Source organism: Sphingomonas oligophenolica (genome assembly GCF_039522915.1).
GTDB lineage: Bacteria > Pseudomonadota > Alphaproteobacteria > Sphingomonadales > Sphingomonadaceae > Sphingomonas > Sphingomonas oligophenolica.
Window position 1 is genome coordinate 26733 of sequence record NZ_BAAAEH010000008.1, and the last position, 21436, is coordinate 48168.

Annotated in this window: 23 protein-coding genes; 11 read left to right on the forward strand and 12 right to left on the reverse strand. The window is 64.3% G+C overall.

Annotation, left to right across the window (positions count from 1 at the left end; all coding sequences use genetic code 11):
• Nucleotides 1–10: 10 nt before the first annotated feature.
• From ABD050_RS05790 to ABD050_RS05810, 5 genes are read left to right on the forward strand one after another with little or no spacing between them, the layout of a single operon-like run.
• Nucleotides 11–388, forward strand: coding sequence for a hypothetical protein (locus ABD050_RS05790; RefSeq protein ID WP_343888286.1), 378 nt, complete (start codon nt 11–13; stop codon nt 386–388).
• Complete coding sequence (gene fliP, locus ABD050_RS05795; protein WP_343888288.1) at nt 379–1098, forward strand: flagellar type III secretion system pore protein FliP; 720 nt, start codon at nt 379–381, stop codon at nt 1096–1098. The genes ABD050_RS05790 and fliP overlap by 10 nt, the downstream gene beginning before the upstream one ends.
• Nucleotides 1095–1832, forward strand: coding sequence for a sigma-70 family RNA polymerase sigma factor (locus tag ABD050_RS05800; protein ID WP_343888289.1), 738 nt, complete (start codon nt 1095–1097; stop codon nt 1830–1832). The genes fliP and ABD050_RS05800 overlap by 4 nt, the downstream gene beginning before the upstream one ends.
• Nucleotides 1833–1834: 2 nt before the next feature.
• Nucleotides 1835–2404 (forward strand): hypothetical protein, encoded by a 570-nt coding sequence (locus ABD050_RS05805; RefSeq protein ID WP_343888290.1) that lies wholly within the window; start codon nt 1835–1837, stop codon nt 2402–2404.
• Between the two features lie 5 nt (nt 2405–2409).
• A complete protein-coding gene (locus ABD050_RS05810; protein WP_343888291.1) occupies nt 2410–2757 on the forward strand; it encodes a hypothetical protein in 348 nt (115 codons plus the stop codon).
• Between the two features lie 30 nt (nt 2758–2787).
• Here ABD050_RS05810 and ABD050_RS05815 read toward each other — a convergent pair whose 3' ends face one another.
• The 12 genes from ABD050_RS05815 to ABD050_RS05870 form a co-directional block, all read right to left on the reverse strand.
• On the reverse strand, nt 2788–3927 hold the full coding sequence (locus ABD050_RS05815; protein WP_343888292.1) for a tetratricopeptide repeat protein: 1140 nt from the start codon (nt 3925–3927) through the stop codon (nt 2788–2790).
• A 36-nt stretch (nt 3928–3963) separates the two neighbouring features.
• The gene (locus ABD050_RS05820) at nt 3964–5991 is read right to left on the reverse strand and encodes a flagellar biosynthesis protein FlhA (RefSeq protein ID WP_343888293.1); all 2028 of its coding nucleotides are present in this window, start codon (nt 5989–5991) and stop codon (nt 3964–3966) included.
• On the reverse strand, nt 5988–7073 hold the full coding sequence (locus ABD050_RS05825; protein ID WP_343888294.1) for an EscU/YscU/HrcU family type III secretion system export apparatus switch protein: 1086 nt from the start codon (nt 7071–7073) through the stop codon (nt 5988–5990). Before ABD050_RS05825 ends, ABD050_RS05820 begins: the two co-directional genes overlap by 4 nt.
• Nucleotide 7074: 1 nt before the next feature.
• Nucleotides 7075–7830, reverse strand: a complete 756-nt coding sequence (locus ABD050_RS05830) for a flagellar biosynthetic protein FliR (RefSeq protein ID WP_343888295.1) — start codon at nt 7828–7830, stop codon at nt 7075–7077.
• 8 nt (nt 7831–7838) lie between these two features.
• Entirely contained in the window at nt 7839–8108 is a 270-nt protein-coding gene (locus ABD050_RS05835) for a flagellar biosynthetic protein FliQ (protein ID WP_343888296.1), read from the reverse strand.
• A 566-nt stretch (nt 8109–8674) separates the two neighbouring features.
• The gene (locus ABD050_RS05840; RefSeq protein WP_343888297.1) at nt 8675–9190 is read right to left on the reverse strand and encodes a c-type cytochrome; all 516 of its coding nucleotides are present in this window, start codon (nt 9188–9190) and stop codon (nt 8675–8677) included.
• A 43-nt stretch (nt 9191–9233) separates the two neighbouring features.
• A complete protein-coding gene (locus tag ABD050_RS05845; RefSeq protein WP_343888298.1) occupies nt 9234–9776 on the reverse strand; it encodes a methylamine dehydrogenase light chain in 543 nt (180 codons plus the stop codon).
• A gap of 34 nt (nt 9777–9810) precedes the next feature.
• The gene (locus ABD050_RS05850; RefSeq protein WP_343888299.1) at nt 9811–10410 is read right to left on the reverse strand and encodes a thioredoxin domain-containing protein; all 600 of its coding nucleotides are present in this window, start codon (nt 10408–10410) and stop codon (nt 9811–9813) included.
• A gap of 6 nt (nt 10411–10416) precedes the next feature.
• Nucleotides 10417–10977 (reverse strand): MauE/DoxX family redox-associated membrane protein, encoded by a 561-nt coding sequence (locus ABD050_RS05855; RefSeq protein ID WP_343888300.1) that lies wholly within the window; start codon nt 10975–10977, stop codon nt 10417–10419.
• Nucleotides 10974–12146 (reverse strand): amine dehydrogenase large subunit, encoded by a 1173-nt coding sequence (locus ABD050_RS05860; RefSeq protein WP_343888301.1) that lies wholly within the window; start codon nt 12144–12146, stop codon nt 10974–10976. The genes ABD050_RS05855 and ABD050_RS05860 overlap by 4 nt, the downstream gene beginning before the upstream one ends.
• Before the next feature lie 67 nt (nt 12147–12213).
• Nucleotides 12214–13410 carry an MFS transporter gene (locus tag ABD050_RS05865; RefSeq protein WP_343888302.1) on the reverse strand — a complete coding sequence of 399 codons (1197 nt, stop codon included), beginning with the start codon at nt 13408–13410 and terminating at the stop codon, nt 12214–12216.
• A gap of 87 nt (nt 13411–13497) precedes the next feature.
• Complete coding sequence (locus tag ABD050_RS05870) at nt 13498–14136, reverse strand: TetR/AcrR family transcriptional regulator (RefSeq protein WP_343888303.1); 639 nt, start codon at nt 14134–14136, stop codon at nt 13498–13500.
• 248 nt (nt 14137–14384) lie between these two features.
• Here ABD050_RS05870 and ABD050_RS05875 point away from each other — a divergent pair, with 248 nt between their 5' ends.
• From ABD050_RS05875 to qhpC, 6 genes are all read left to right on the forward strand, one after another.
• On the forward strand, nt 14385–14828 hold the full coding sequence (locus ABD050_RS05875; RefSeq protein WP_343888304.1) for a c-type cytochrome: 444 nt from the start codon (nt 14385–14387) through the stop codon (nt 14826–14828).
• Between the two features lie 30 nt (nt 14829–14858).
• The gene (locus ABD050_RS05880; RefSeq protein ID WP_343888305.1) at nt 14859–15335 is read left to right on the forward strand and encodes a (2Fe-2S)-binding protein; all 477 of its coding nucleotides are present in this window, start codon (nt 14859–14861) and stop codon (nt 15333–15335) included.
• Complete coding sequence (locus tag ABD050_RS05885) at nt 15332–17521, forward strand: xanthine dehydrogenase family protein molybdopterin-binding subunit (RefSeq protein ID WP_343888307.1); 2190 nt, start codon at nt 15332–15334, stop codon at nt 17519–17521. Before ABD050_RS05880 ends, ABD050_RS05885 begins: the two co-directional genes overlap by 4 nt.
• 293 nt (nt 17522–17814) lie before the next feature.
• Nucleotides 17815–19617, forward strand: coding sequence for a quinohemoprotein amine dehydrogenase subunit alpha (gene peaA / locus ABD050_RS05890; RefSeq protein WP_343888308.1), 1803 nt, complete (start codon nt 17815–17817; stop codon nt 19615–19617).
• Nucleotides 19614–21065, forward strand: a complete 1452-nt coding sequence (gene peaB, locus ABD050_RS05895; RefSeq protein WP_343888309.1) for a quinohemoprotein amine dehydrogenase maturation protein — start codon at nt 19614–19616, stop codon at nt 21063–21065. Before peaA ends, peaB begins: the two co-directional genes overlap by 4 nt.
• The gene (gene qhpC, locus ABD050_RS05900) at nt 21062–21403 is read left to right on the forward strand and encodes a quinohemoprotein amine dehydrogenase subunit gamma (RefSeq protein WP_343888310.1); all 342 of its coding nucleotides are present in this window, start codon (nt 21062–21064) and stop codon (nt 21401–21403) included. Before peaB ends, qhpC begins: the two co-directional genes overlap by 4 nt.
• The last annotated feature ends 33 nt before the right edge of the window (nt 21404–21436 follow it).

A 21436-nucleotide genomic window follows, 5' to 3' on the forward strand; every position in this document is an offset into this window, starting at 1 on the left:
CACAACAGCGATGGCTTTGTGGCTCTGGCCGATAGCGGCCGCCGCGCAGACGCGCCCGAGTCACCTGGGCGGCGGTGGCGAAGTGGATGTCTCCCTCGGCCGGATCATCATCTCGTTTGTGATCTGCGTCATCATTGCGGGCCTCGCGATTCTGCTGATCCGCCAGCGCAGCGGCAAGATCGACCTTGCCTCCCTCTTTGCCAGGATCGAGCCACGCGCGCGTGAGATCAAGGTGGTCGAGACACGGCGCCTCAGCCCGCACGCCGATATCAGCCTCGTCCGCCAGGGCGGGCGCGAATATCTGCTGATCCTGCAACAGGGCAGCACGCAGGTTCTGCGCGATGAACCCGTAGCTGCCGCCAGTGTCCAGGACCCGCCATGCGCCTGACGCGCCGGCTTTTGACCATGGCATTCGCGGCATCGGGCCTGCTGGGTGCTGTGCCCGCTCACGCCGCCCCGCATGGACTGGGCATGTCGTCCGATGTCGTCCGGACCGCCCTGATCCTGACCCTGCTCGCGGTCATCCCGTCAATCCTCATCTGCATGACGAGCTTCGTGCGCATCATCGTCGTGCTCTCGATGGTCCGACACGCCTTTGGCATGCCCGAGACGCCGCCCAATCCGGTGCTGGTCAGTCTCGCCCTTTTCATGACCGCCTTCATCATGTCGCCGACGCTCACCGCGCTCAACAACAACGCGGTCCAGCCGCTGCTCGCGAACCGGATCAGCGTCGAGGAGGCGATGGCGAAAGGGACCGTGCCCTTGCGCGATTTCATGCTCGCCCAGACCCGCGACGCCGATATCGAGGCGATCTACGCGATCGCGCACGCAACGCCGCCCGATCGTCCCGATCAGGTCGATATCCTCAAGCTCGCGCCCGCCTTCATGCTCAACGAGCTGCGCGTTTCGTTCACGATCGGGTTCGTGATCCTGCTTCCCTTTCTGCTGATCGATCTGGTCGTCTCCGCGATCCTCCTGTCCCTTGGTATGATGATGGTGCCGCCGGCGACCATTTCGCTCCCGATCAAGCTCTTGATGTTCGTGTTGATCGACGGCTGGAGCCTTGTTCTGCAAGGGGTGCTCGGAAGCTTCAGATGATGGCCACCCGCGACCCTTCCGGACTGGAGCTGGTGGTGGATCCGGTGCGCGCCGAGGCGTCGCTCTGGCGTCGCTTCCGGTTCGAGGATGACCTCCGTTGTCGGGAAACCCTGTTCAACCGCTATTTCAAGCTCGCGCGGTCTGTTGCGGGCGGCCTGTTCCGCGCGCGTGCGGGGCAGCGCCTCGAACGCGCCGATTTCGACCAGTTCGCCTGTGAGGGACTGCTGCAGGCACTTGATCGCTACGATCCGCTGCGCGGTGTGCCGTTCAGCGCCTATGCGCGGCGGCGGATCACCGGAAACATCGCCGACGGCATATCGACGATGAGCGAAATCGATGCCCAGCTCAGCCATCGTCACCGTGTGGAGCAGGAACGGCTTCGATCGATCGCGAAGACCGGCGACGACCCGCTCGCCGCCTTATCGGAACTTGCCGTGGGCCTGGCGCTCGGGCTGATGCTCGAAGGAACCGGCCTCGTCGAGCCCGGGGATGCACCGGACAGGCGGCCAAGCGCCTATGACAGTCTTGTCTGGCGCGAGACTCAGGCGCTGCTGGTGGCCGAGATTGGCAGATTGCCTGAGAATGAAGCTATCGTGGTGCGGCAGCATTATGATCACGGCCTGTCCTTCGCGAGCGTCGCGCAACTTATGAATTTGAGCCGGGGACGGGTTTCGCAATTGCACCGCGCAGCGCTTGAGCGCCTGCGTAAACGGCTCCGGACGAAAGGGGGATGATGATGACGACCTTGTGTGGCGATGCCGACCTGCAGGCGCTGATGGAGGCGATGCAGTCGAACGAGCATGATGAAATTGCGCGTGCAGACCGATTGATCAGCGCCTTTCCCGAGGATCCGCGGCTGCATTTCTTGCGCGGCTCGATCCTCGCCTCGATCGGCCGCCCGATTGAGGCGCTATCGTCGCTGAAAAGGGCGGTTGCGCTTGCGCCCGACTTTGCGATCGCGCGGTTTCAGCTCGGCTTTTTCCAGCTGACATCGGGCGAGGCCGCCGACGCGCTCTCGACCTGGGGGCCGATCGCGCTACTTCCGGAAGGCCATTATCTGCGCTTCTTTGTGGGTGGTCTGACCCATCTCATTCGCGACGAGTTCGACGATTGCGTGACGCGGCTCAATGAGGGTATCGCTACCAATGACGAGAATCCGGCGCTCAACCGCGACATGCAGTTGATCATCGATCAGGTCGGTGAGATCAAACGTGCCAACGCCAAGGAGGCCGCAGGGCAGGAAGGCGGCAACACCTCGGCGACGAGCTTCCTGCTCGACCAGCTTTCCGCCCGCCGGCCGAACTGACCGCAATGACGCGCGTCAGCAACGCCGATCATGTCCTCCTGCTCCTGCAGGAACAGCTGAGCCGGCTTGGCAAGGAACGGTCGACGCGGCGCGAGCCGGTTCAGACGGCTCGCAAGGGTACGCCGGAGCCGGTTACCCGGTTGCGGGCGTTGGCGGCACGCGAAGGGATATCCGAGGACGATATGAAGCGGGCGCTAGTGCGGAGCGTGCTTGTCCAGCAATTGGGGGAGGCGATCGGAACCGACCCGGCGTTCGAGGCGATAGCGAGCGATGTCATGCGGATCATCGGCGAGTCGGAGGCAGGCCGCGATCTGCTCGACAAGGCGATGTTGCAACTCGGTCGACAGCCCTGAACGCACCGCGCTGAGCGCGGGGAGCTGCGTTCAGTTCAGCCCCATTCCCATTTTCGCAAGCGCCTGCCCAATGGTCCGGTTACTGCCGGCGATCGGCGTGTTCGCGGCAATCTCGAAAATGCGCCGTGCGGTCTGCTGGTCGCCACCGCTCGAGGCGAGCAGGGATTTCGCAAGCGCCGCCGAATAGCAATGCCGATCGAGCCGAAGCGCGACATCGCTTTTCCTGCGTGCCTCGTCGAGATTGCCGCCGAGGATGTCGAGCACCGCTAGCGATCCGTGCGTTTCCGCGAACGTATCGTCGATCCCAAGCGCCGTCTCGAAGCGCGCGCGCGCACTCGCTATGTCGTTGTTTACGAAATAAGCCCAGCCCGCCGCGATCCAGCTCCCGAGATGATCGCCGAACATTTCGGCGCCCTTGTCGAGATCTGCTGGAGCACTGTCGGCCTGGCCAGTCATCATCTTGGCGAGCCCCAACCCGATCCAGGCCCTGGGCGCGTTTCTGTTGGCGGAAAGCGCGCGCCCGAACAGGTCGAGCGCGTCGGTGGCATGGTCGTCCCCGAGCGCGAGCGTCCCGAGCGTCGTGAGCGCGTCGGGATGGTCGCCGGCAATGGCCGCGCTCCGCGCGGCGAGGGCCTCATCGTTGATGTCGAGCGCCAGGACCGAAACCGCTGCCATCAGGCCCCGGTGATCGGGATAAAGCTCGACATAGGCACGGGCAGCGTCGCCAGCACCGTCGAAATCACCGAACTGGTGCATCAACTGCACCCTGAGTTCGGCGGCTTGCGGCAAATGCCGCGCGGTCTCGTCATCGAGAATTTCGAGTGCAGCCGCGAAATCCTTCAAATTGGCACGCGCCCAGGCGAGGTTGAACCGGATGGCGCTGTCGTCGGTACCGGCCTCGAACAATGCGCCGAACGCTTCGGCGGCCTTGTCGAACTGCCGCGCCTGAAGTGCGGCGATTCCCGAAAGATTTGTCTCACGGGGAGCCAGCGGGGCGATCGCGGCGTAGCGTCCGAGGAGATCGACCGCGATATCGGGCTTGCGCTCGTCAAGTGCCGCTTCCGCCGCGTCCGAGAGGAGCGTCAGATTGCCCGGATCACTCTCGAGATATCCAAGGAGCCGCGCAAGGCGACCCGACGCCGGCCCACCGGCTCGCGCGATTTCGTTCATCTTGATCCTTTCACGACCGGGAGGATGCGAGCGACATCAGGCCTCGACGCGAACGACATCGAAGGATCTGAGGTTGATCCGCATCGGTATCTCGTTGACCGACAATACCGACAATTTCGGGATACTGCGCCTGGTAAAAGCCTTCAGATGACGGCGCAATTCCGGACCGCACAGCAGTACCGGCGCGCGGCCGTCGCGATGCATGGCCTCGACCAGAGATGAGAGCTTGCGGATCAGCTGCTCGGCAAGACGGGGTTCGACCAGCATGGCGCCCGATGAACTTCCCTGCGCCATCGCGGCCGAGATCTGATTTTCGATCCTTGGATCGAGGCTCAGCACGGCGAGATCATTGTGTTTGCCGCGCAGCTGGTGGCAGATCGCGTAGCTCAGCCGCTGGCGCACCAGTTCGGTTAGCTCGGCCGAATCCTTCTGGGTACGGGCGAGATCGAGCAGATGCTCAAGGATGAGGTCGAAATTGGCGACCGATACCCCCTCCGCTAGCAGATTCTGCACAACGCGCTGGATATCGGAAACCGCAAGGCCGTTCGGGATCAATTCCTCGACCAGTCCCGGCTGCCGCACGCGCACCTCCTCGAGCATCTTCATGATGACTGGACGGGTCACCAGGGTCGGGATCTCGCCGCGCACGACTTCGGCGAAATGGGTCATCAATACTGTCACGGGATCGACGACGCGCAAGCCCAGCGAGCGTGCTTCGCCAACCAGTGACGGGTCGATCCACGACGCAGGCAACCCAAAAGCAGGGTCGCGAGCCTCAATCCCGGCGATAACGGGTCGCTTCTCCTCTTCGCCGACGGCAAGCATGAGTCCTGGTTGAACTTCGGCGAGCGCGAAGCGCGATCCGAACAGCCGGATTTCATATTCCAATGCGGCCAGGCCGGGACCGTCGGCCACCCGAACCGCCGGAAAGCCGATGCCATAATCCTGTTCGTGCAGGCGGCGCAGGCTGGCGATCCTGTCCATGATGAGCGGCTCTTCGCTCTTCCATGCCTCGCCGAGATCGCTGCCAAGACAAATCTCGAGCGGCGGTGCGGAGCCGGTGGAAACCATTTCGCCCGCATCCTCGACAAGCGCGAGCTCAGTCGCGGCGTCGGCCGAGGCGCGCCTTGCCCGGTACCAGCCGAACAGCGATACGGCGATGATCACGACGATCGGCCATTTCGGCATGCCGGGCAGGAGCAGCAGTACAAGCAGAACGCCCGCGACGATGAGCGGAATCCTTGGCACCGACGCGAGCTGCCGGAAGACCTCGGTGCTGAGCTGCTTGTCCGCCGCCGACCGGGTGACGATGATGCCTGTCGCGATCGAGATGATGAGCGCAGGGAGCTGCGTCGCGATCCCGTCGCCGATCGTCAGCAGCGAGAAATGCTGGAGCGCCTCGCCCCAGTCCATCCCCATCTGCACGACACCGACGATCCAGCCGGCGATGATGTTGATGAGCAGGATGATGATCCCGGCGACCGCGTCGCCCTTCACGAACTTGCTGGCGCCGTCCATCGCGCCATAGAAACTCGCTTCCTTCTCGAGCTCCTCGCGCCTGCGGATCGCCTCCTTCTGGTCGATCAGGCCCATGTTGAGGTCGGCGTCGACGCTCATCTGCGCGCCGGGCATCGAATCCAGCGTGAAGCGTGCAGCGACTTCGGAGACGCGCTGGGCGCCTGAGGTCACCACGACATATTGGACGACGACGAGGATCAGGAAGACAACCAGTCCGATCACGAAATTGCCCTGCACCGCGAAGGTGCCGATCGACGCGATCACGTCACCGGCGCTGCCGCCGGTCAGGATCAGTCGGGTCGCCGCGACATTGAGCGAGAGCCGGTAGAGCGTAGCGACGAGAAGCAGTGACGGAAAGGTCGAGAACTCGACGGGTTTTCCGACGTAAAAGGTGAGCAGCAGGATCGTCAGGCCGAGCCCGAAATTGCTGATGATCGCGAGGTCGAGCATCGCCGGCGGGATCGGCGAAAACAGGATGACGAGGATCAGGATCATCGCCGTCACCAGCGCGAGATCCTTGTTGTTGCGAAGTATCCGGTTGATCATCTCTGGTCCTTGGGGGCGTCGGTCGGCACGACACCGAGCTTGAAATAAAGCTCGGCGACCGCGTGATAATGGTTCTCGCCGATTTCGCGGCCAGCCTCGCAATCGGCATAAAGCGCGCGCGCGAGTGCTGGGCTTTCGACGATGGGGATGTGCAGCCGTGCCGCCAGACGCTTCATCATCCGCGCGTGAAGGTCGCGCGCCTTTGCTCTCACGACCGGCGCGCCCGGTCTGGTGCGATCATAGGCGAGCGCGACCGCGACATGCTCCGGATTGACGATCAGCATGTCGGAGCCGGGCAAGGCGCCGAGTCCCTTCGAGCGTTTCACGAATTCGGCATGGAGCTGCTTGCGCTTGCGTTTGATCCGGGGATCGCCTTCGCGTTCCTTGCTTTCGCGCGAGACCTCACGCCGGCTCATCCGCATCTGCTTGCGGAATTCACCACGGGAAAGGATCTGGTCGAGGATCGCGAACATGAAGGCGAGTACGACGAACGTCCACAACATCCGCATGGTGGTCGAGCGCATCGTTCCCACCAGGCTACCGGCATCGGTCACAGCCATGCCGGCGCCCGAGATCGCCCAGCGGATCAGTAGATAGCTGACCGTTGTATAGACCGACATTTTCAGGACGCTCTTCAGCGCTTCCTTGAGGATACGCATCGAAAACAGACGCTTGATCCCCTTGGCAGGATTGATGCGGCTGAAATCGGGTTTGAGCGGCTGCCCGCTGAACACAAAGCCGCGCAGCTGGATAATCTCGAGCAGGATCACGATCGCCGCGATCGTCCCGCCGAACAGGATGACCGGCTGAAGTGCGGGCCAATATGCGGCGGCGACTGTGCTGATCGCCTGGTGCGGATCATTTGCGTTGGAAATGCCTGCGGCGAGTGCGCGGCGCATCATCTGGGCCAGGTGGCCGATCGTGGCCTCGCCGGCGATGGTGACAAAGCCGGCCAGTGCGAGGAGGCCGGCGAAAAAGCTCAGATCGATGCCCCGCGCGACCGATCCCTTTTCGCGGGCGCGGCTGAGCTTGAAGGGGGTCGCCTCCTCGCTCTTGTTCTGTTCCTGGCTTGCCTCGGCCATGTCAGATCAGTCGCGGCGCGGTTTCAAGCGCATAGCGCAACATGTGCAGGAACAAGGCGCCCGACAGCGATATCGCGACCGGCAGTACTGCAAGGGTGGCCATGGCCTTCACCTGGAAGCCAAGCAACATCACGTTCATCTGCGGCAGCGTGCGCGACATGAACGCGATGGCCAGGTCTGCGAGAAACAGGGCGAGAATGATCAGTCCGCCAAGCCCGAATGCCATCACGAAGACAGCCGAGATATAGCCGCTCAGGATCGTGATATCGCCGCCGATCGCGGTGCTGCCGAGTGGCACGCGCTCGAGCGATTCCGACCAGATGGCAAGAAGGTCGGCGGGGCCGTTCGTTGCGAAGAATACGGCGCCCGCGCCATACGCGAATAGGGTGCCTACGATCGGCAACTGGGTACGCGTTGCCGGATCGATAAGCATCGCCATGCCGAATCCTGCCTGCACGTCAATCGTGCGCCCGGCCGTCAAAAGGGCGGCGAAGGCGAGCTGGAGCGAAAGCGACAGGGCGATGCCCAGAAACAACTCCCCGATCGCGGTCAGGAAGACACCCCTAGACTGGAAGTCGCCCTGCCAGCTCTGCAGCGGATGGCTGGAAACCAGCCACGCGGCGAGCGCGATTGCGAGCAGGACACGTACAGCGGTTGGAACCCGCATCAGCGTGAACGGCGATGCAAAGGCAAGGGTTGGCGCAATTCGCAGGCTCACCAGCAGGATAGCGATCGCTTTCTGCGCCAAGTCTTCCATGGTCAGGATCAGCCCGCGAGCGTCGGGATAAGAAGATAGAGTGAACTCGCGAACTGAGTGACCCGGCCCATCATCCAGGGACCAATGGCGATCAGCAGAAAGGCCGCGACAAGGATTTTGGGGACGTAGCTCAGGGTGATTTCCTGGAGCTGCGTTGTCACCTGAAATACGCTGATTAGGATTCCGACCAGCAAGGTAGCTATGAGGACGGGGCCAGCCACAAGGAGGCTGGCCCAGAGCATCTCGTTCAGAAAACCCAGTGCGCGGTCGGCACCCATTCCAACCCCCCGGCACAACTTCTGTGCCGGCCCCCTGGCACGACTCACGACTGTCGCTGTACCGTCCCAAATCTAGACACATCTCGCTCCGACGCAACGGAATTTAGATTGATCGGGTGTCCGTTGAATCAACCAAAATGACTGTATCGGAATCCGCCGTCCAGCAAATGCCGCGGCGCATCAGTCGATCGGCCCGATGGGCAACCGGCGTCGACAAGACTTGTGATTACGCTGTGGCTCTCGCTCGCGAAGGAAATATTCTTGGCAGCACTATGCGGTGATTTTTGGGCCACGACCTACGCGCTTCACCAATGCCGTTCCCCACGGCCGCAATCGGCCGCTTTTTGGAGTGCCGCGTTAGTGGCCGGTTTTTCCGCATCGGCGCGGGTTCGTGTCCTGGTTCTGTCAGGGGCCACGCTGGGACCACATGCGGCTTGGTGAGAGATTAAATATGCAATATCAAGATATTACACAATGCCTTCGAGTCCTGTAAGCCACCACCCCTTCCACCGGTACCAGCTCCTGCGAGACCTTCCGACAACGGCGTCCCGCTTATGCTGTCGGGTTCAGCGCATCTGCGCCGGATAGAGCAGCCGCAGCGAGGCAGGCGCGTGGCATTTGCGGATCACCGCGTCGGCCTGGCGCGCACGCTCGACAGTGAGCGCTGTCGTGGTCAGCGCGAGCCGGCGCTCGCGCGCGACCTCCTCGGCGGTGAAGGGCTTCGTCCCGGCGGGCGCACTGCCTTCACCGAGCACGAACACGACGAAGTTCATCATGTCCGCCAATTCGCCATCGTCCTTGATCCGGCTCTGCGCGACATTGGGCAGGCGGAGCAGATAGGCACGTGCCTCCGGGGTGCACATGAACCACCCGACCCGGCCGCGCAGTTCGGGAAGCTCGGCCGGCGCGGTGCTGCCATTCACCCCGTGACAACCGGCGCATTGCTCGAGATAGTCCGAGCGGGCGAGTGCTGGATCTTCCATCAGCGGCAGGGATGCCGGCGCGATCTCGCCGCGCGCCACGCCAAATCCCGCCAGCGCGATGAGGGCGAAGCAGAAGGCCATTCCGGCGCGTCTGTGCATGGGCGAATCGCCTTTCCCGTCTCTGGTCGTAGCCCGCCGCCGCTCAGGCCGTCCCGACCAGCACGGCGGTGGAGCAATGATATTCCATGCTGGCCGTGCCGAAGCACCAGATCACGTCGTTGTTGAGCTGCGGCATATACAGCTGGGTCTCGCGATCGGTATTGTCGCAATCGCATTTCGCGCAATAGGCTTTCCCGCAGCAATCGCGATACGCGATCAGATAGGCCTTGCCGTCTTCGGGATTGATGCAGGTCCCGACCCATGACACGGGCGAGGGCTCGGCCCCGGGCGGGCAGGTGTGAACGCCGCCGCCGCAGCAGGTGCATAGCGAACCGTCGATCGCGCAATAGCGCCAATAAGTGCACTTGGTGTCGTCAGTGGTCTGCGCGCCGCGGGCAAAGGCAGTCTTGGCCTCGGGCGAGCGATCGGGCTTGCTCGCCCCGGCGCGGCTCACCGGCAGCAGCGGAAACACCGGCGCGGCGACGAGCGCCAGCCCGAGCCTGGCCAGCATGCCGCGGCGCGAGGTGCCGCCGGCGAAGCGCCGCAGCATATTTTCCCCAAGGGCGTCAGGATCGAACTTCTTCATGCAACTATCCCCTGTAAGGCGCAGGCCGACGGCATCAGGCCACCCTGGTGAGCGTGGCGATGTAATCCTGCACCGATCGGACGCCCATCTCGTGCGCGATCACCAGGCTTTCGAGATGTTCGCGGCTATTGACGAGACCCTTGGAGAGGATCACGCCCTCGGCATCGAGCAGCACGGCATAGGGCAGCTTGCCGACGGCAAAGGCCTGGCCGACATCAGGCCCGTTGATGAACACATAGTCTTCGAGGCCGTGGCGCGCGATCATCTCACGCTGCGCCTGCGGCTCGTCGTCGCCGACGAAAATCAGCTGGGTGCGTTCGTCTCGCGCAAAGGATTTCGCCATCGGGATCAGCGCCTTGCAGAGCGGGCAGGAGGCGGACACGAACATCAGCAGCCGCAGCTTCACGCCCGGCGCAGCGCCGCCGACCATCTGTTTCCGGCCATCGAGCGTGAACGCCGGGATGGCCGGCGCTGCGTTGCCGACCGCGGGTCCGCCAGCGGTGGTGAGCGCGCCGGCCGGTGCGACGCGCATATGCAGAACGCCGACCTGCCGCGCCAGCGCCAGCACGGCGATGACGAGCAGCAGGACCACGATCCACGAAAACAGCTGGGATATCAGAAGTGTCGTCAGCATCGACCGTCAGCTCCGCTTGGCCGTCAGCGGCGACGCGGAGAGCGACCCGATGGCGTTGAACAACAGGGTGGTCAGAAACAGGCCGGCGCCACCGGCGATCGCGGTCGCGAGATCCAGGCCGCTCGTCCCCGGCGCGGGCAACAGTCGCGGCAGGACAAGAGCCACCAGCGCGAGATTGCGCCACACCAGCGGCCAGCTCACTGTCTGGCGCAGCTGCGAGCGGCCGCAACCGCAATCGATATGGGTGCGACCACGGCGTATATTGATCGCCATCGCCCCCGCGAACGCGAGCAGCAGGAGTGCCGCGGGCAGCACGGCGGCACGCTGCCCGTCGGCGAGCAGCGCCAGCCCGAGCGCGAGTTCGACCAGGGGCAGCACGCGCGCGACCGGCGCCACCAGCGGTTCGGGCAGGAGGCGGTAATTGGCGACGATGCCGGCCAATAGCTCCTTGTGCTGCAGCTTCGATATGCCGGCGTGCGTGAAGATCATGCCGACGCCGAGGGCTCCGGCGAGGCCGATCACGCCCAGCCCCGGCATCGCCGTCACCGTCGCGAGCGCTGCATTCACGAGGGGTCCGCCGCCAAGATGATGCCGCTGCCCGCTTTTTCGAGCTTGAACTTTTCCTCCCAGCTCTTCGCATCGAGGATGTGGACCGTGCCGCTTTCGCCCGAGACGATCACTTTCGGCGCAGCTTCCTGCGTGACCTCGATCGTCGAAGCCGGCTCTTCGAGGGCGACGCGCTTGACCACCTTCTTCGCCGCGACATCCAGTTCCCAGATCTCGGTTCCCGGCGCCTTGTGCGACCAATATTCACCCATGTGCATCAGCACATAAAGATGGCCGGTGGCGCGGTGCAGCGCCAGTTGCTGTCCGCCGCCGGGATACCAGTTGGTGTCGAGCGGCCTGGTGTCGCCGGGCCGCACGCCTGCCGCCGCCTGCAGCGAAAAGGGCGCGGAGACTGTCGGCGTCGCACCCATCTTCGCTGTATAGACCTGGCCGGTATAGCTCAGGAACACTGCTTCCCGCGTGCCCTTGTCATAAGCGAAATTGTCGAAGATCGGATCATCGGTCGCCGAGAAGAAGGACGCCGATCGCGTCGTCACCGGCTTGGCGCCGCCGATCGCCACCGTCGCGATCGTGCCGTCCGAGCAGAGCGCCGAAAATCCGACGCCGGGATTGGGGATCAGGCTCGCGCAGCCGGGGAGTTCGACAGTGCGGACGAATTTGCGCTTTACCAGATCAATCACGTTCACTGACGAGGCCGGGCTCAGATTGTAGACAAAGGCGGTCTTGCCATCGTCGCTGACCACGAAATTGTTTCTGCGCCCGCCAATCAGGATGCGTCCCGGCATCGCAATCTCGGTCTGCAGCTTGAGGCCGGCCGAATCGTAGATGGTGACCATGTCCTGGCGGGTGCCGCGCCAACCCTTCGTCCACATCGTCTCGGATACGTAATAATATTTGCCGGCGGGATCGATCGCCATGTCCGCCAGCAGCGAGGTCTCGACCATGCCGAGCATCTTGCCGGTGGCGGTGTCGTAGATCGCGGCGCCAGGGAAGACGAAGCCCCGGTTCACGAAAATCCAGCTCGGCTTTGGCGCCGAAAGCGTGGCGACCTCGGACTGCTCGGGCGCAACGCTCGCCCGCGTTTCGGCCCGGCCGATCCCCGCGACGGAGGACAGCGCGAGCATCACGGCCGACGCCGCGGAGAGCTTTTCGATCGCGGCGAACTTCATCTTGCCTGGCCCCTTTGCTTACGCTTCGCCGAAGCGTCGAGATCGCAAACTGGACGGACGTCAAGTTTCAGTCAAGCGCTATTTGTGCCGTGTTGGCGGCATCGGGGACCATGGCGCGGGAGGGGCTGCGGGTACCGGTGTCCGCAGCCGCAAGAGCGGCCCAGACCACCGACCCGAGACCCGCTACAAGAGCGGCCAGCAAACCGGCGAGCAGACCGTCCGGGCCGAACAGGGCCATCATCAGCGTGCCAAGGGTCGGGCCGGCGATCAGTCCGAGGCTGTGCGTGCAGGCGACGAAGGTGCGGAAACGCGAATCAGTGCTCGACGCAGCGGCAAGACCGGAACAGCGGATGATGATCGCGGTCGAGCCGATATTGAGCAGGATGATCGACACGACGAACGCGGCGTCGGCGCCCGGCGCGGTCAGCACCATCGGCGAGACCAGTGCCGCTCCCGCCAGCAGGCCGGTAACGGGCAGCGGCACCAGGAGTTTTTCGCGCATCACGGCCAGGGCAGTAAGGGCGCCGCTGATCGATCCGATCGCCACTGCGTGGCCAATCGTGCGATCAGCGATGCCGGCCGCCGTCGCCAGCCCGGCCGAGAAGCTCCAGATCAACATCGTCGCACAGATGAACCAGAAGGTTGCGGCTGCCAGCGCCCAGCCGGCCGCGGGCACGGCTGACGGCGCCGGCGAGGCGCCGCCGCCGCGCGACATATCGCGCTCCTCCATCAGGAGCAGCGCGACGAGCGCGCTCGCCGGGGCGAGCACCAGAAGGCCGAGCGCGACATCGGCGCCGGCTGCGTGTCCCACTTCAGGCAGCGCGAGCGACACCAATGTCGACAGGACCAGCTGGATCAGGAACACGGCGCCGAAGGCCCGGTTTGGCTTGCGCGTCGCATAGGCTGCCATGGCGTACGCATAGACCGTGCCCATCGCGAGCCCGTAGCAGCAGCGGATCGGCAGAATCGCCGTGATGTCGTCGATGCCCGCCGTGGCAAGGCTGCACGTCAGGGCGACCAATGCGGCGGCGATCACTGCCCGGTGCGACAACAGCGGGCCAAGCCGCCAGACCGCAAGCGAGCCGAGCGCCGCACCGGTCTGAGTCCCGCCGACGATGAGGCCATGGGCGGCGATCGGCACGTGTGACGCCTGCGAGAGCAAGGTGAGAAAAACCGGGTCGATCCCCGGCTGGAGACAGCCCATCGCCGCGGCGAGCGGCGCCGCCGCACTTGCTGGAAAATGAGGTAGCCCGATCCGTTTCACGCTGCGCCCCCCGCCGCGGCGCGTTTGCGCCCTTCAGCCGATCGGTGCAGCCCCTCCGAGCGTGGTGCGGTCCGTCAGGGCCGCTTTCTATCGCAGGCCGTCAATCTGGTCCGATGTGATCGTCTTGGCAAGCGCCACGAGCGACAAGGTCGCAATGTTGATGAATTCGGGCATTTTCGCGCTCCACGGCTTCTCATAGCCAAGGAACGGCGTTGAGCCTTCCATCGAGGCGCTGATGTACAGGGCAACGGTTTGCACTTCGTCGGCCGACAGAGCCGGATTGAGGGCCGCGACATATTCGCCGATGAAATCATGCACCTTCTGGTAGAAGGCGCGGACGCGATCGGCGACGAATTCATTGTGGTTGGCCAGCGCCCAGAGCTCAGTGAACAACCGGGTTGTGCGTTTGCCGGCGATATCCTCGAGGCAGATGACGATGATCAACCGGAGCTTCTGCTCGACGCTGAGATCGGGCTGCCGCACCCGGCTCTCCAGCAGCTTGTCATAGCCTTCCAGCAATTCGTCGAGCAGGATCTGGATCAGCATTTCCTTGCGGGGGAAATGGTAGCTGACATTCCCGACCTTCAAGCCGCATTCGGCAGCGATTCGGCGGATGGTGAACGCGCCAGCGCCTTCGTCGATCAGGACGGTGCGCGCGGCCTTGAGAATCGCATCGACCGTTTCCGTGCCGCGCACATAGGTACCGGGGCGCGGGCCCCACAACATGATGCTCTCTCCGGTCATTGGCTCGTGCCTACCATGTCTCTCTGGCCATCACCACCCCGCGAGGGCCGCGCGCTCCCGCTCCGCAAAATGCGCTTGACGAATACTTGAAGTTTGTCCAATATTTATTGCGGGGCTCAAGTTTCTGAAACTTCATTGAAGATTGAATTCACCCGACCCTATCGGGGCTTTCGGGCGGTGTCGGTGGCGAGAAAAAGGGTGCGCGCGTCATGAGAGTTGGTTGGGGAATGATGGCCATCGCAATGCTCGCCGCGGCGATGCCCGTCCCGGCGCTGGCGACCGGGCAGCAGACCTTTGCCGCGCAATGCTCGATGTGTCACCAGCCCAACGGCGCCGGCCTGCCGGGCAGCTTTCCGCGACTGGCCGGTCGCGTTCCGGTCATCGCCGGCTCGACCGGAGGCCGCCGCTATCTGGCGATGGTGCTGCTGTACGGGCTCTACGGCCCGATCACGGTCGACGGCAAGCGTATCAGCGGGCTGATGCCTTCGATGGCGTCGCTCAGCGATCAGGCGATCGCCGATGTGCTCAACCACGCGATGGCGCTCGAGAAGGCGGCGCGCAAGATCGCGCCGTTCACCGCCGCCGAAATCGCCGCGGTGCGTGGCGCCGGCAAGACCGGTACCGACGTCGCCGCCGAACGTGCGCGACTGGCGGGACTCAAGCTGATCCCATAAGGTCAGCCGCAACACACTGGAAGGACGAGGATGGCCATTGCGCTGATCGTCAATCATGGCAAGCGGACGGTGGACGCCGAGCCGGACAAGCCGCTGCTCTGGGCATTGCGCGAGGATCTCGATCTGCGCGGTACCAAATTCGGGTGCGGGGCCGGGCTGTGCGGCGCCTGCACGGTGATCCTCGATGGCGTGGCGGTGCGATCCTGCCAGACCCCGATCAGCGAAGCAGTCGGCAAGCAGATCATCACGATCGAGGCAGTCACGACCCTGCCGGCGGGCAAGCGCGTGGTCGATGCCTGGGTCGATCTCGACGTGCCGCAATGCGGTTATTGCCAGGCCGGTCAGATCATGTCGGCCACTGCCTTGCTGACCCGCACGCCGAAACCCGGGCATGACGATATCGTCGCCGGCATGAGCGGCAATATCTGTCGTTGTGCAACCTATCTGCGAATCCAGAAGGCGATCCGCAAAGCAGCCGGCCTTGCTGCCGTGGCGGACGGAGCATGAGCGACATCGGCATGGTCAGCCGCCGCTCCTTCCTCGCCGTTTCGCTGGCGGGCGGAGCAGCGCTGACCTTCGAGGCGAAGCTCGCGCTTGCGCAGACGGTGGCGGGGGTGGTCGAGCCCGTGGTGATCACTGCCTTCATCCGGATCGCGGCTGACAACAGCGTGACGATCGGCGCCAAGAATCCGGAGATCGGGCAGGGCATCAAGACGATGCTGCCGATGCTCATCGCCGACGAACTCGATGTTGCCTGGAGCCAGGTCCGGATCGAGCAGACAGATGCCGACGAAAGGCTCTATGGCGCGCAATATGCCGGCGGCAGCACCGCTACGCCGACCAACTGGCTGCCGATGCGGCAGGCCGGCGCCGCTGCGCGGCAGATGCTGCTGACCGCTGCCGCGAAGCTCTGGGGCGTCGAGACAGGCACCTTGACGACCTCGACCGGCACCGTTCTCCACAAGCCGAGCGGCCGCAGCATCGCCTATGCCGCCCTGGCCAGCGAAGCGGCCGCGTTGCCGGTGCCGGATCTCGCCAAGGTACCGCTCAAATCGCCCGACGCGTTCACGATTATCGGCACGCCCAGGCGCGGGGTCGACACACCCGGCATCGTCAAGGGCGTGCCGCTGTTCGGGATAGACGCCAGGCCGCCCGGCATGGTGTACGCGGCACTGCTGAAATGCCCGATCAGCCAGGGCATTCTGGTGAGCGTCGACTCCGCCGCCGTGCTCGGGGTGAAGGGCGTGATGGCAGTGGTGCCCATCAACAGCGGCAGCGTGCCGAAGGGCAGTAACGACGCCGTGGCGATCGTCGCAAAGAGCTGGTGGACGGCGCACAAGGCCCGCGACCTGCTCGACCCCAAATGGAGCACCGCTGCCCAGGCCGGCTTTTCCACCGAGAGCTATGCAAAGCAGGCGGCCCTCCTCCTCGGCGGCGCCGCGCAGGTCGATCTCGCAAAGGCCGGCAATGTCGATGCGGCGTTGGCCGGTGCGGCCAGGACGGTCTCGGCCGATTATTCCTATCCATTCCTGGCGCACGCCACCCTCGAACCGCAGAATTGCACTGCGCACTGGCGCACCGACGGCAAGCTCGAACTCTGGGCGCCGGCGCAGGACCCGGCGACTGGGCGCTCGGAAATCGCCGACATGCTCGGCATCGCGCCCGATGCGATGATCATCCACATGACGCGGATCGGCGGCGGCTTCGGACGGCGGCTGATGAGCGATTACATGGTGATGGCCGCGCAGGTGGCGAAGGGGGTGCCGGGCCGCCCGGTCAAACTGCTGTTCGATCGGACCGACGATCTGCGCAACGATTATTACCGGCCGGCCGGCTGGCATCGCCTGACCGCCGGCCTCGACGCGAAGGGCGCGATCATCGCGTTCAAGGATCATTTCGTGAGCTTCGGCGCGAACGGCAAGCCGCTCCGCGCAGCGGGCATGTCGGCGACCGAATTCCCGGGGCCGGTGGTGCCCGACATGCATTATGGCGCGTCCTATCTGACGACGAACCTCAACACCGGCTGGCTGCGTGCGCCGACCTCGAACGCAATGGCCTTCGTCATCCAGGGTTTTCTCGACGAGGTCGCTGAAGCTGCCGGCATCGACCTGCCGGAGCTGATGCGCCGCACGCTCGGTGCGCCACGCGCACTGCCGGCCGAAAAGGGTCGCCCGGTTTTCGACACCGGCCGCGCGCGCGGCGTGATCGATGCGGTCTGCAGCGTTGCGCTCTGGACCGGCAAGCCATCGACGGTGCCGGGCAAGGGGCGCGGTTTCGGCTTCTATTTCAGCCATCGCGGCTATTTTGCCGAGGTGGTCGACATCACGGTGAGCGATGGCGCCGTGAGCGTCGACAAGATCTGGATCGCCGGTGATATCGGCAGCCAGGTGATCAATCCGCTCAATGCCGAGCACCAGATGCAGGGGGCCGCGATCGACGGCATGGCGCAGGCGCTGGTCTGGCAGCCGATCGTGCAGGAAGCGGGCGCGGTGACGCAGGAGAATTTCCACAACTTCCCCTTGCTGCGGATGGATATGGCGCCGCGCGCCATCGCGATCACCTGGGTGAAGACAGACAATCCGCCGACCGGCCTCGGCGAGCCGACGCTGCCGCCGGTGATCCCGGCAATCGGCAACGCGATTCGCGCCGCAACCGGCACGCGTCTTCGAAGCCTGCCGTTCGTCCTGGCGTGAAGCGCGGGAGCGCCCGCTTTTGTCGCATTTTTGCTGAGCTGTCGGGGGCAGCTCGACCATCAATCAAATATGAGGCCGTCCACCCTCGCTGAGGTCGACGGGAGAACGGCTCAAAGCGCCCTGAATTTCCATCCGTTTTCGACCCCATCGCATGATTTTTATCGCACCGCAGCGAAATCTGTTGACCAATTCTGGACGTATGTCCAAACTTAGCGTGCAGACCGAAATCGAATCGTGACGGTCGCGCCTAAATGGGGGATTTCGCGAGCATGGCCTTCCCGAAAATCGATTCCATGATCTTCGTTCCGGCGCAGCGCGGGGCTGATGCCGAGCGGCGAAAGAGCCTTGCCGGCCTGCTCTCGAAGCGGTCGCTGTTCGCAATTGCAGCACTATGCTCGGCGACTGCGGTGGTGGCCCAGGTCAACAGCGTAGGCGATCCGGCGGAGACCGAGGAAGGGATCCCGGTCACCGATGCGACGACGACGCAGAAATGCGGCGGCTGCCATACGCCGGACGCCAAGGGCAACCTTTCGCGCATTTCCTGGCTGCGCACCACGCCCGAGGGCTGGGCGCAGGCGATCAAGCGCATGGTCAAGCTGAACGGGTTGCAGATCACCCCCGAGGAATCGCGCCATATCGTGCGGTATCTGTCGGACGATCACGGCCTCGCGCCGGACGAGGCGAAGCCGGTGATGTACCTGCCCGAGCATCGCATCATCGACGAGACCAATATTCCCAGCGAGTCGCTGCGGGGCGCCTGCGCCGCGTGCCATGCCTTCGCTCAGCCTCTGTCCTGGCGGCGGTCCGCCAAGGAATGGAAGCTGCTGCAGGAATTCCACGTCGCGCTCTATTCGCAGGCCGATGCGCAATATCGCCGGCCGGCGGTCGACGAGCCCGGCGCCGTCTTCGGCACGCCGACGCCGATCGTCCAGAAACCGGGTGCGTTGCCCATCACGCAAGGGTCGATCGCGCTCGACTATATGCGCAAGACCGCACCGCTCCACACGCCCGAATGGACTCAGTGGACGGCACGGATGCAGGCGCCGCGGCTGGCCGGCAAATGGCTGGTCAATGCGCTGATCGCCGGCAAGGGACGCTATGTCGGCACGGTCGTGATTGCGCCCGGCGGCGAGGCCGCCGAGTTCAAGACCCAGATCGCCCTGCGCTCGATCGAGGATGGCTCGACCCTGACGCGCAGCGGCAGCGGCATCGTCTATGCCGGCTATAGCTGGCGCGGCCGATCCGCCGCCGCCGCTGCGCCCAGTTCGCCCGAATCGCTCGACAACCCGACGCGCGAGACGATGTGGTTCTCGCCGGATCGCAAGACAGCGCAGGGCCGCTGGTTCTGGGGCAGCTATCAGGAATTCGGCTATGACGTGAAGCTGACCCGCGCCGATGGCGGACCCACCATCGCGGCGATCGCCCCCTATGCCGTCAAGGCGGGCAGCAAGGGCGTGCAGGTGCACATCTATGGCGACAGCCTTCCGACCTCGCCAACGGTGAAGGATATCGATCTGGGCAGCGGTCTCGCGGTGACGAAGGTTGTCAGCGCGACGCCGGGCGAGATCGTCGTCTCGGTCGATGCCGCGGCGAATGCGATCGCGGGATTGCGCGACGTCTCGGTCGGCAGTGCGGTGCTGAGCGCGTCGCTCCCGGTATACCGCAAGATTTCCTACATCAAGGTGACGCCGGAAACCGCGATCACCCGGCTCGGGAGCGAGAAGCACCCCAAGGGCTATGGCCAGTTCGACGCCTGGGGCTTCGACAACGGCCCGGACGGCAAGCCCTACACCGCCGACGACGTCAATGTCGGTATCGTCCCAGCCACCTGGAGCGTGCAGGAATTCCAGTCGACCTGGTTCGACGACGACGCCAAATTCGTCGGCAAGCTCAGCCCGACCGGCTTCTTCGCGCCGAACAGCGACGGCCCCAATCCCGAGCGCAGCAATTTGCGCAACAATTACGGCGATGTCTGGGTGGTCGCCACGGCGAAGACCGAGAAGGACAGCTTCGGCAAGCCGCTCACCGCCAAGGCCTATCTCGTCGTAACCGTCCCGGCGTACAAGCAATGGGATCAGCCGGAGGTGTCGCAATGACCGTCATGCTGAGCCAGCGCTATCGGCGCGGGGAACTGCACGAGTTCGAGGCAGCCGAGAACGGCTTCATCTATCTGGTGTCGGCCGGCGCCATCTTCGCGCTCGACGAGGTGACCAAATCGGTGCTCGATCTGCTCGAGCATGGCGAGATGGACCATGCGGATCTGGTCGGCGCACTGGTCGCGGCCGGCAATGAGCGGGAGGATGCCGAAGGGCTGGTGCGCGAGTTGCGGCTGGTCGGCGTGATCCACTCCAAGGAGATCACCCCCGCCCGTGCGCCGGCTGGCCCGCCGATGGATTATCCGCTGCAGGCCCTGGTGCTCAACGTCACCAACCAGTGCAATCTGGCCTGCACTTATTGCTACGAATTCGGCTCCGACAAGATCGCCACGCCGCAGGGCAAGCCGAAATACATGACGCTGGAAACGGCAAAGGCGTCGATCGATTTCCTCCTCGAAAGCTCGGGCAATCGCGAAGCCGTCCATGTCACCTTCTTCGGTGGCGAAACGCTGATGAACTTCAAGCTGCTGCGCGAAGTGGTGGACTATGCCAACCTGCAGGCGAGCGGACAGGGGCGCAAGATCACCTTCAGCCTGACCACCAACGGCACCTTGCTGACCGACGAGATCATCGATTTCCTGTCGGACAATGCGATCGGCGTCACCGTCTCGATGGACGGCCCCGCCGAGCTGCAGGACAAGCGCCGCGTCTACAAGAACGGCAAGGGCAGCTATGCGGTGATCGAGCCCAGGCTGCGCGCGCTGATCGCCCGCCACAAGACCCGAGCCATCACCGCGCGCGTGACGCTGACCGACGGGGTCACCGACGTGATCCGCATCTACCGCCATCTCAAGGACGATATCGGCTTCCACGAAGTCGGCTTCGCCCCGGTGACCGCCTCGGACAACCAGGATTATTCGCTGGGCGACACCGGCATGGAGACTGTGCTCGACGGCTTCCACGCGCTCTCCGAGGAATGGCTCGAATACGCGTTGCGCGGCCAGATGCATGGCTTCACCAATGTCAGCGAGACGATCGGCGAGCTGATCTCGGGCACCAACAAGTCGCATCCGTGCGGCGCGGGGCTCGGGCTGCTCGGGGTGAGCCCCTCGGGCGATCTGTCGCCCTGCCATCGCTTCACTGACGCCGATACGCATACGCTCGGCAACCTCGAAACCGGGCTCGACCAGGGCAAGCGCGAGGACTTTCTGTCGCGCGGCCATGTCGGCGCGAAATATGAATGCCAGACGTGCTGGGCACGGCCGCTCTGCGCCGGCGGGTGCCATCATGAGGCGTTCGTCCGCTACGGCGATACCGGGCACGCCAACCTCCATTATTGCGACTGGATCCGCACCTGGACGGACACGTGTCTCAAAATCTACGGCACCATTGCCGCCAGGAACCCCGGATTTCTTGAACATTTCGCGAAGAGGAAGGGCTTGTCATGAAGCATCTCAAGCCGATCAACATCAAGGCGCAGAAGATCGAGCAGAGCGTCGATGCGGTCGATGACGAGGACGTCGTCGCGCTGCAGCAGCAACCCGCCGGGCCGCGGCCGCATGTGCCGATGGGCTGCACGCTTTCCTTCTCGCCGGGTTGGGAAGTCGACGCCGGGGGCGGCACGGCGGGCCTGTGCCAGCCGGTCGAGCGCGACATCTATGATTGCTACGTCACCTGCTTCTGGCCGGTGCAGGTGCCCGATCATGTCAACTACTCGCCGGACTGGGCGAGCAATTGTGCCGCCGCGACCAAGGACTGGCGCAATCTCGATCTCGTCTTCCCTTGAGACAGGGTTTCGCGGGTTTCAACGGCGGCGCGG

Bases quoted from the DNA above. Each gene is read 5' to 3' on its own strand.
- ABD050_RS05860 (WP_343888301.1), bottom strand. From the start codon at position 12,146: ATGAAGTTCGCCGCGATCGAAAAGCTCTCCGCGGCGTCGGCCGTGATG.
- ABD050_RS05850 (WP_343888299.1), bottom strand. From the start codon at position 10,410: ATGCTGACGACACTTCTGATATCCCAGCTGTTTTCGTGGATCGTGGTC.
- ABD050_RS05870 (WP_343888303.1), bottom strand. From the start codon at position 14,136: ATGTTGTGGGGCCCGCGCCCCGGTACCTATGTGCGCGGCACGGAAACG.
- ABD050_RS05880 (WP_343888305.1), top strand. From the start codon at position 14,859: ATGGCCATTGCGCTGATCGTCAATCATGGCAAGCGGACGGTGGACGCC.
- ABD050_RS05805 (WP_343888290.1), top strand. From the start codon at position 1,835: ATGACGACCTTGTGTGGCGATGCCGACCTGCAGGCGCTGATGGAGGCG.
- qhpC (WP_343888310.1), top strand. From the start codon at position 21,062: ATGAAGCATCTCAAGCCGATCAACATCAAGGCGCAGAAGATCGAGCAG.
- ABD050_RS05815 (WP_343888292.1), bottom strand. From the start codon at position 3,927: ATGAACGAAATCGCGCGAGCCGGTGGGCCGGCGTCGGGTCGCCTTGCG.
- ABD050_RS05800 (WP_343888289.1), top strand. From the start codon at position 1,095: ATGATGGCCACCCGCGACCCTTCCGGACTGGAGCTGGTGGTGGATCCG.
- fliP (WP_343888288.1), top strand. From the start codon at position 379: ATGCGCCTGACGCGCCGGCTTTTGACCATGGCATTCGCGGCATCGGGC.
- ABD050_RS05830 (WP_343888295.1), bottom strand. From the start codon at position 7,830: ATGGAAGACTTGGCGCAGAAAGCGATCGCTATCCTGCTGGTGAGCCTG.
- ABD050_RS05825 (WP_343888294.1), bottom strand. From the start codon at position 7,073: ATGGCCGAGGCAAGCCAGGAACAGAACAAGAGCGAGGAGGCGACCCCC.
- ABD050_RS05845 (WP_343888298.1), bottom strand. From the start codon at position 9,776: ATGAAGAAGTTCGATCCTGACGCCCTTGGGGAAAATATGCTGCGGCGC.
- ABD050_RS05790 (WP_343888286.1), top strand. From the start codon at position 11: ATGGCTTTGTGGCTCTGGCCGATAGCGGCCGCCGCGCAGACGCGCCCG.
- ABD050_RS05885 (WP_343888307.1), top strand. From the start codon at position 15,332: ATGAGCGACATCGGCATGGTCAGCCGCCGCTCCTTCCTCGCCGTTTCG.
- peaB (WP_343888309.1), top strand. From the start codon at position 19,614: ATGACCGTCATGCTGAGCCAGCGCTATCGGCGCGGGGAACTGCACGAG.
- ABD050_RS05840 (WP_343888297.1), bottom strand. From the start codon at position 9,190: ATGCACAGACGCGCCGGAATGGCCTTCTGCTTCGCCCTCATCGCGCTG.
- ABD050_RS05875 (WP_343888304.1), top strand. From the start codon at position 14,385: ATGGCCATCGCAATGCTCGCCGCGGCGATGCCCGTCCCGGCGCTGGCG.
- ABD050_RS05835 (WP_343888296.1), bottom strand. From the start codon at position 8,108: ATGGGTGCCGACCGCGCACTGGGTTTTCTGAACGAGATGCTCTGGGCC.
- peaA (WP_343888308.1), top strand. From the start codon at position 17,815: ATGATCTTCGTTCCGGCGCAGCGCGGGGCTGATGCCGAGCGGCGAAAG.
- ABD050_RS05820 (WP_343888293.1), bottom strand. From the start codon at position 5,991: ATGATCAACCGGATACTTCGCAACAACAAGGATCTCGCGCTGGTGACG.
- ABD050_RS05810 (WP_343888291.1), top strand. From the start codon at position 2,410: ATGACGCGCGTCAGCAACGCCGATCATGTCCTCCTGCTCCTGCAGGAA.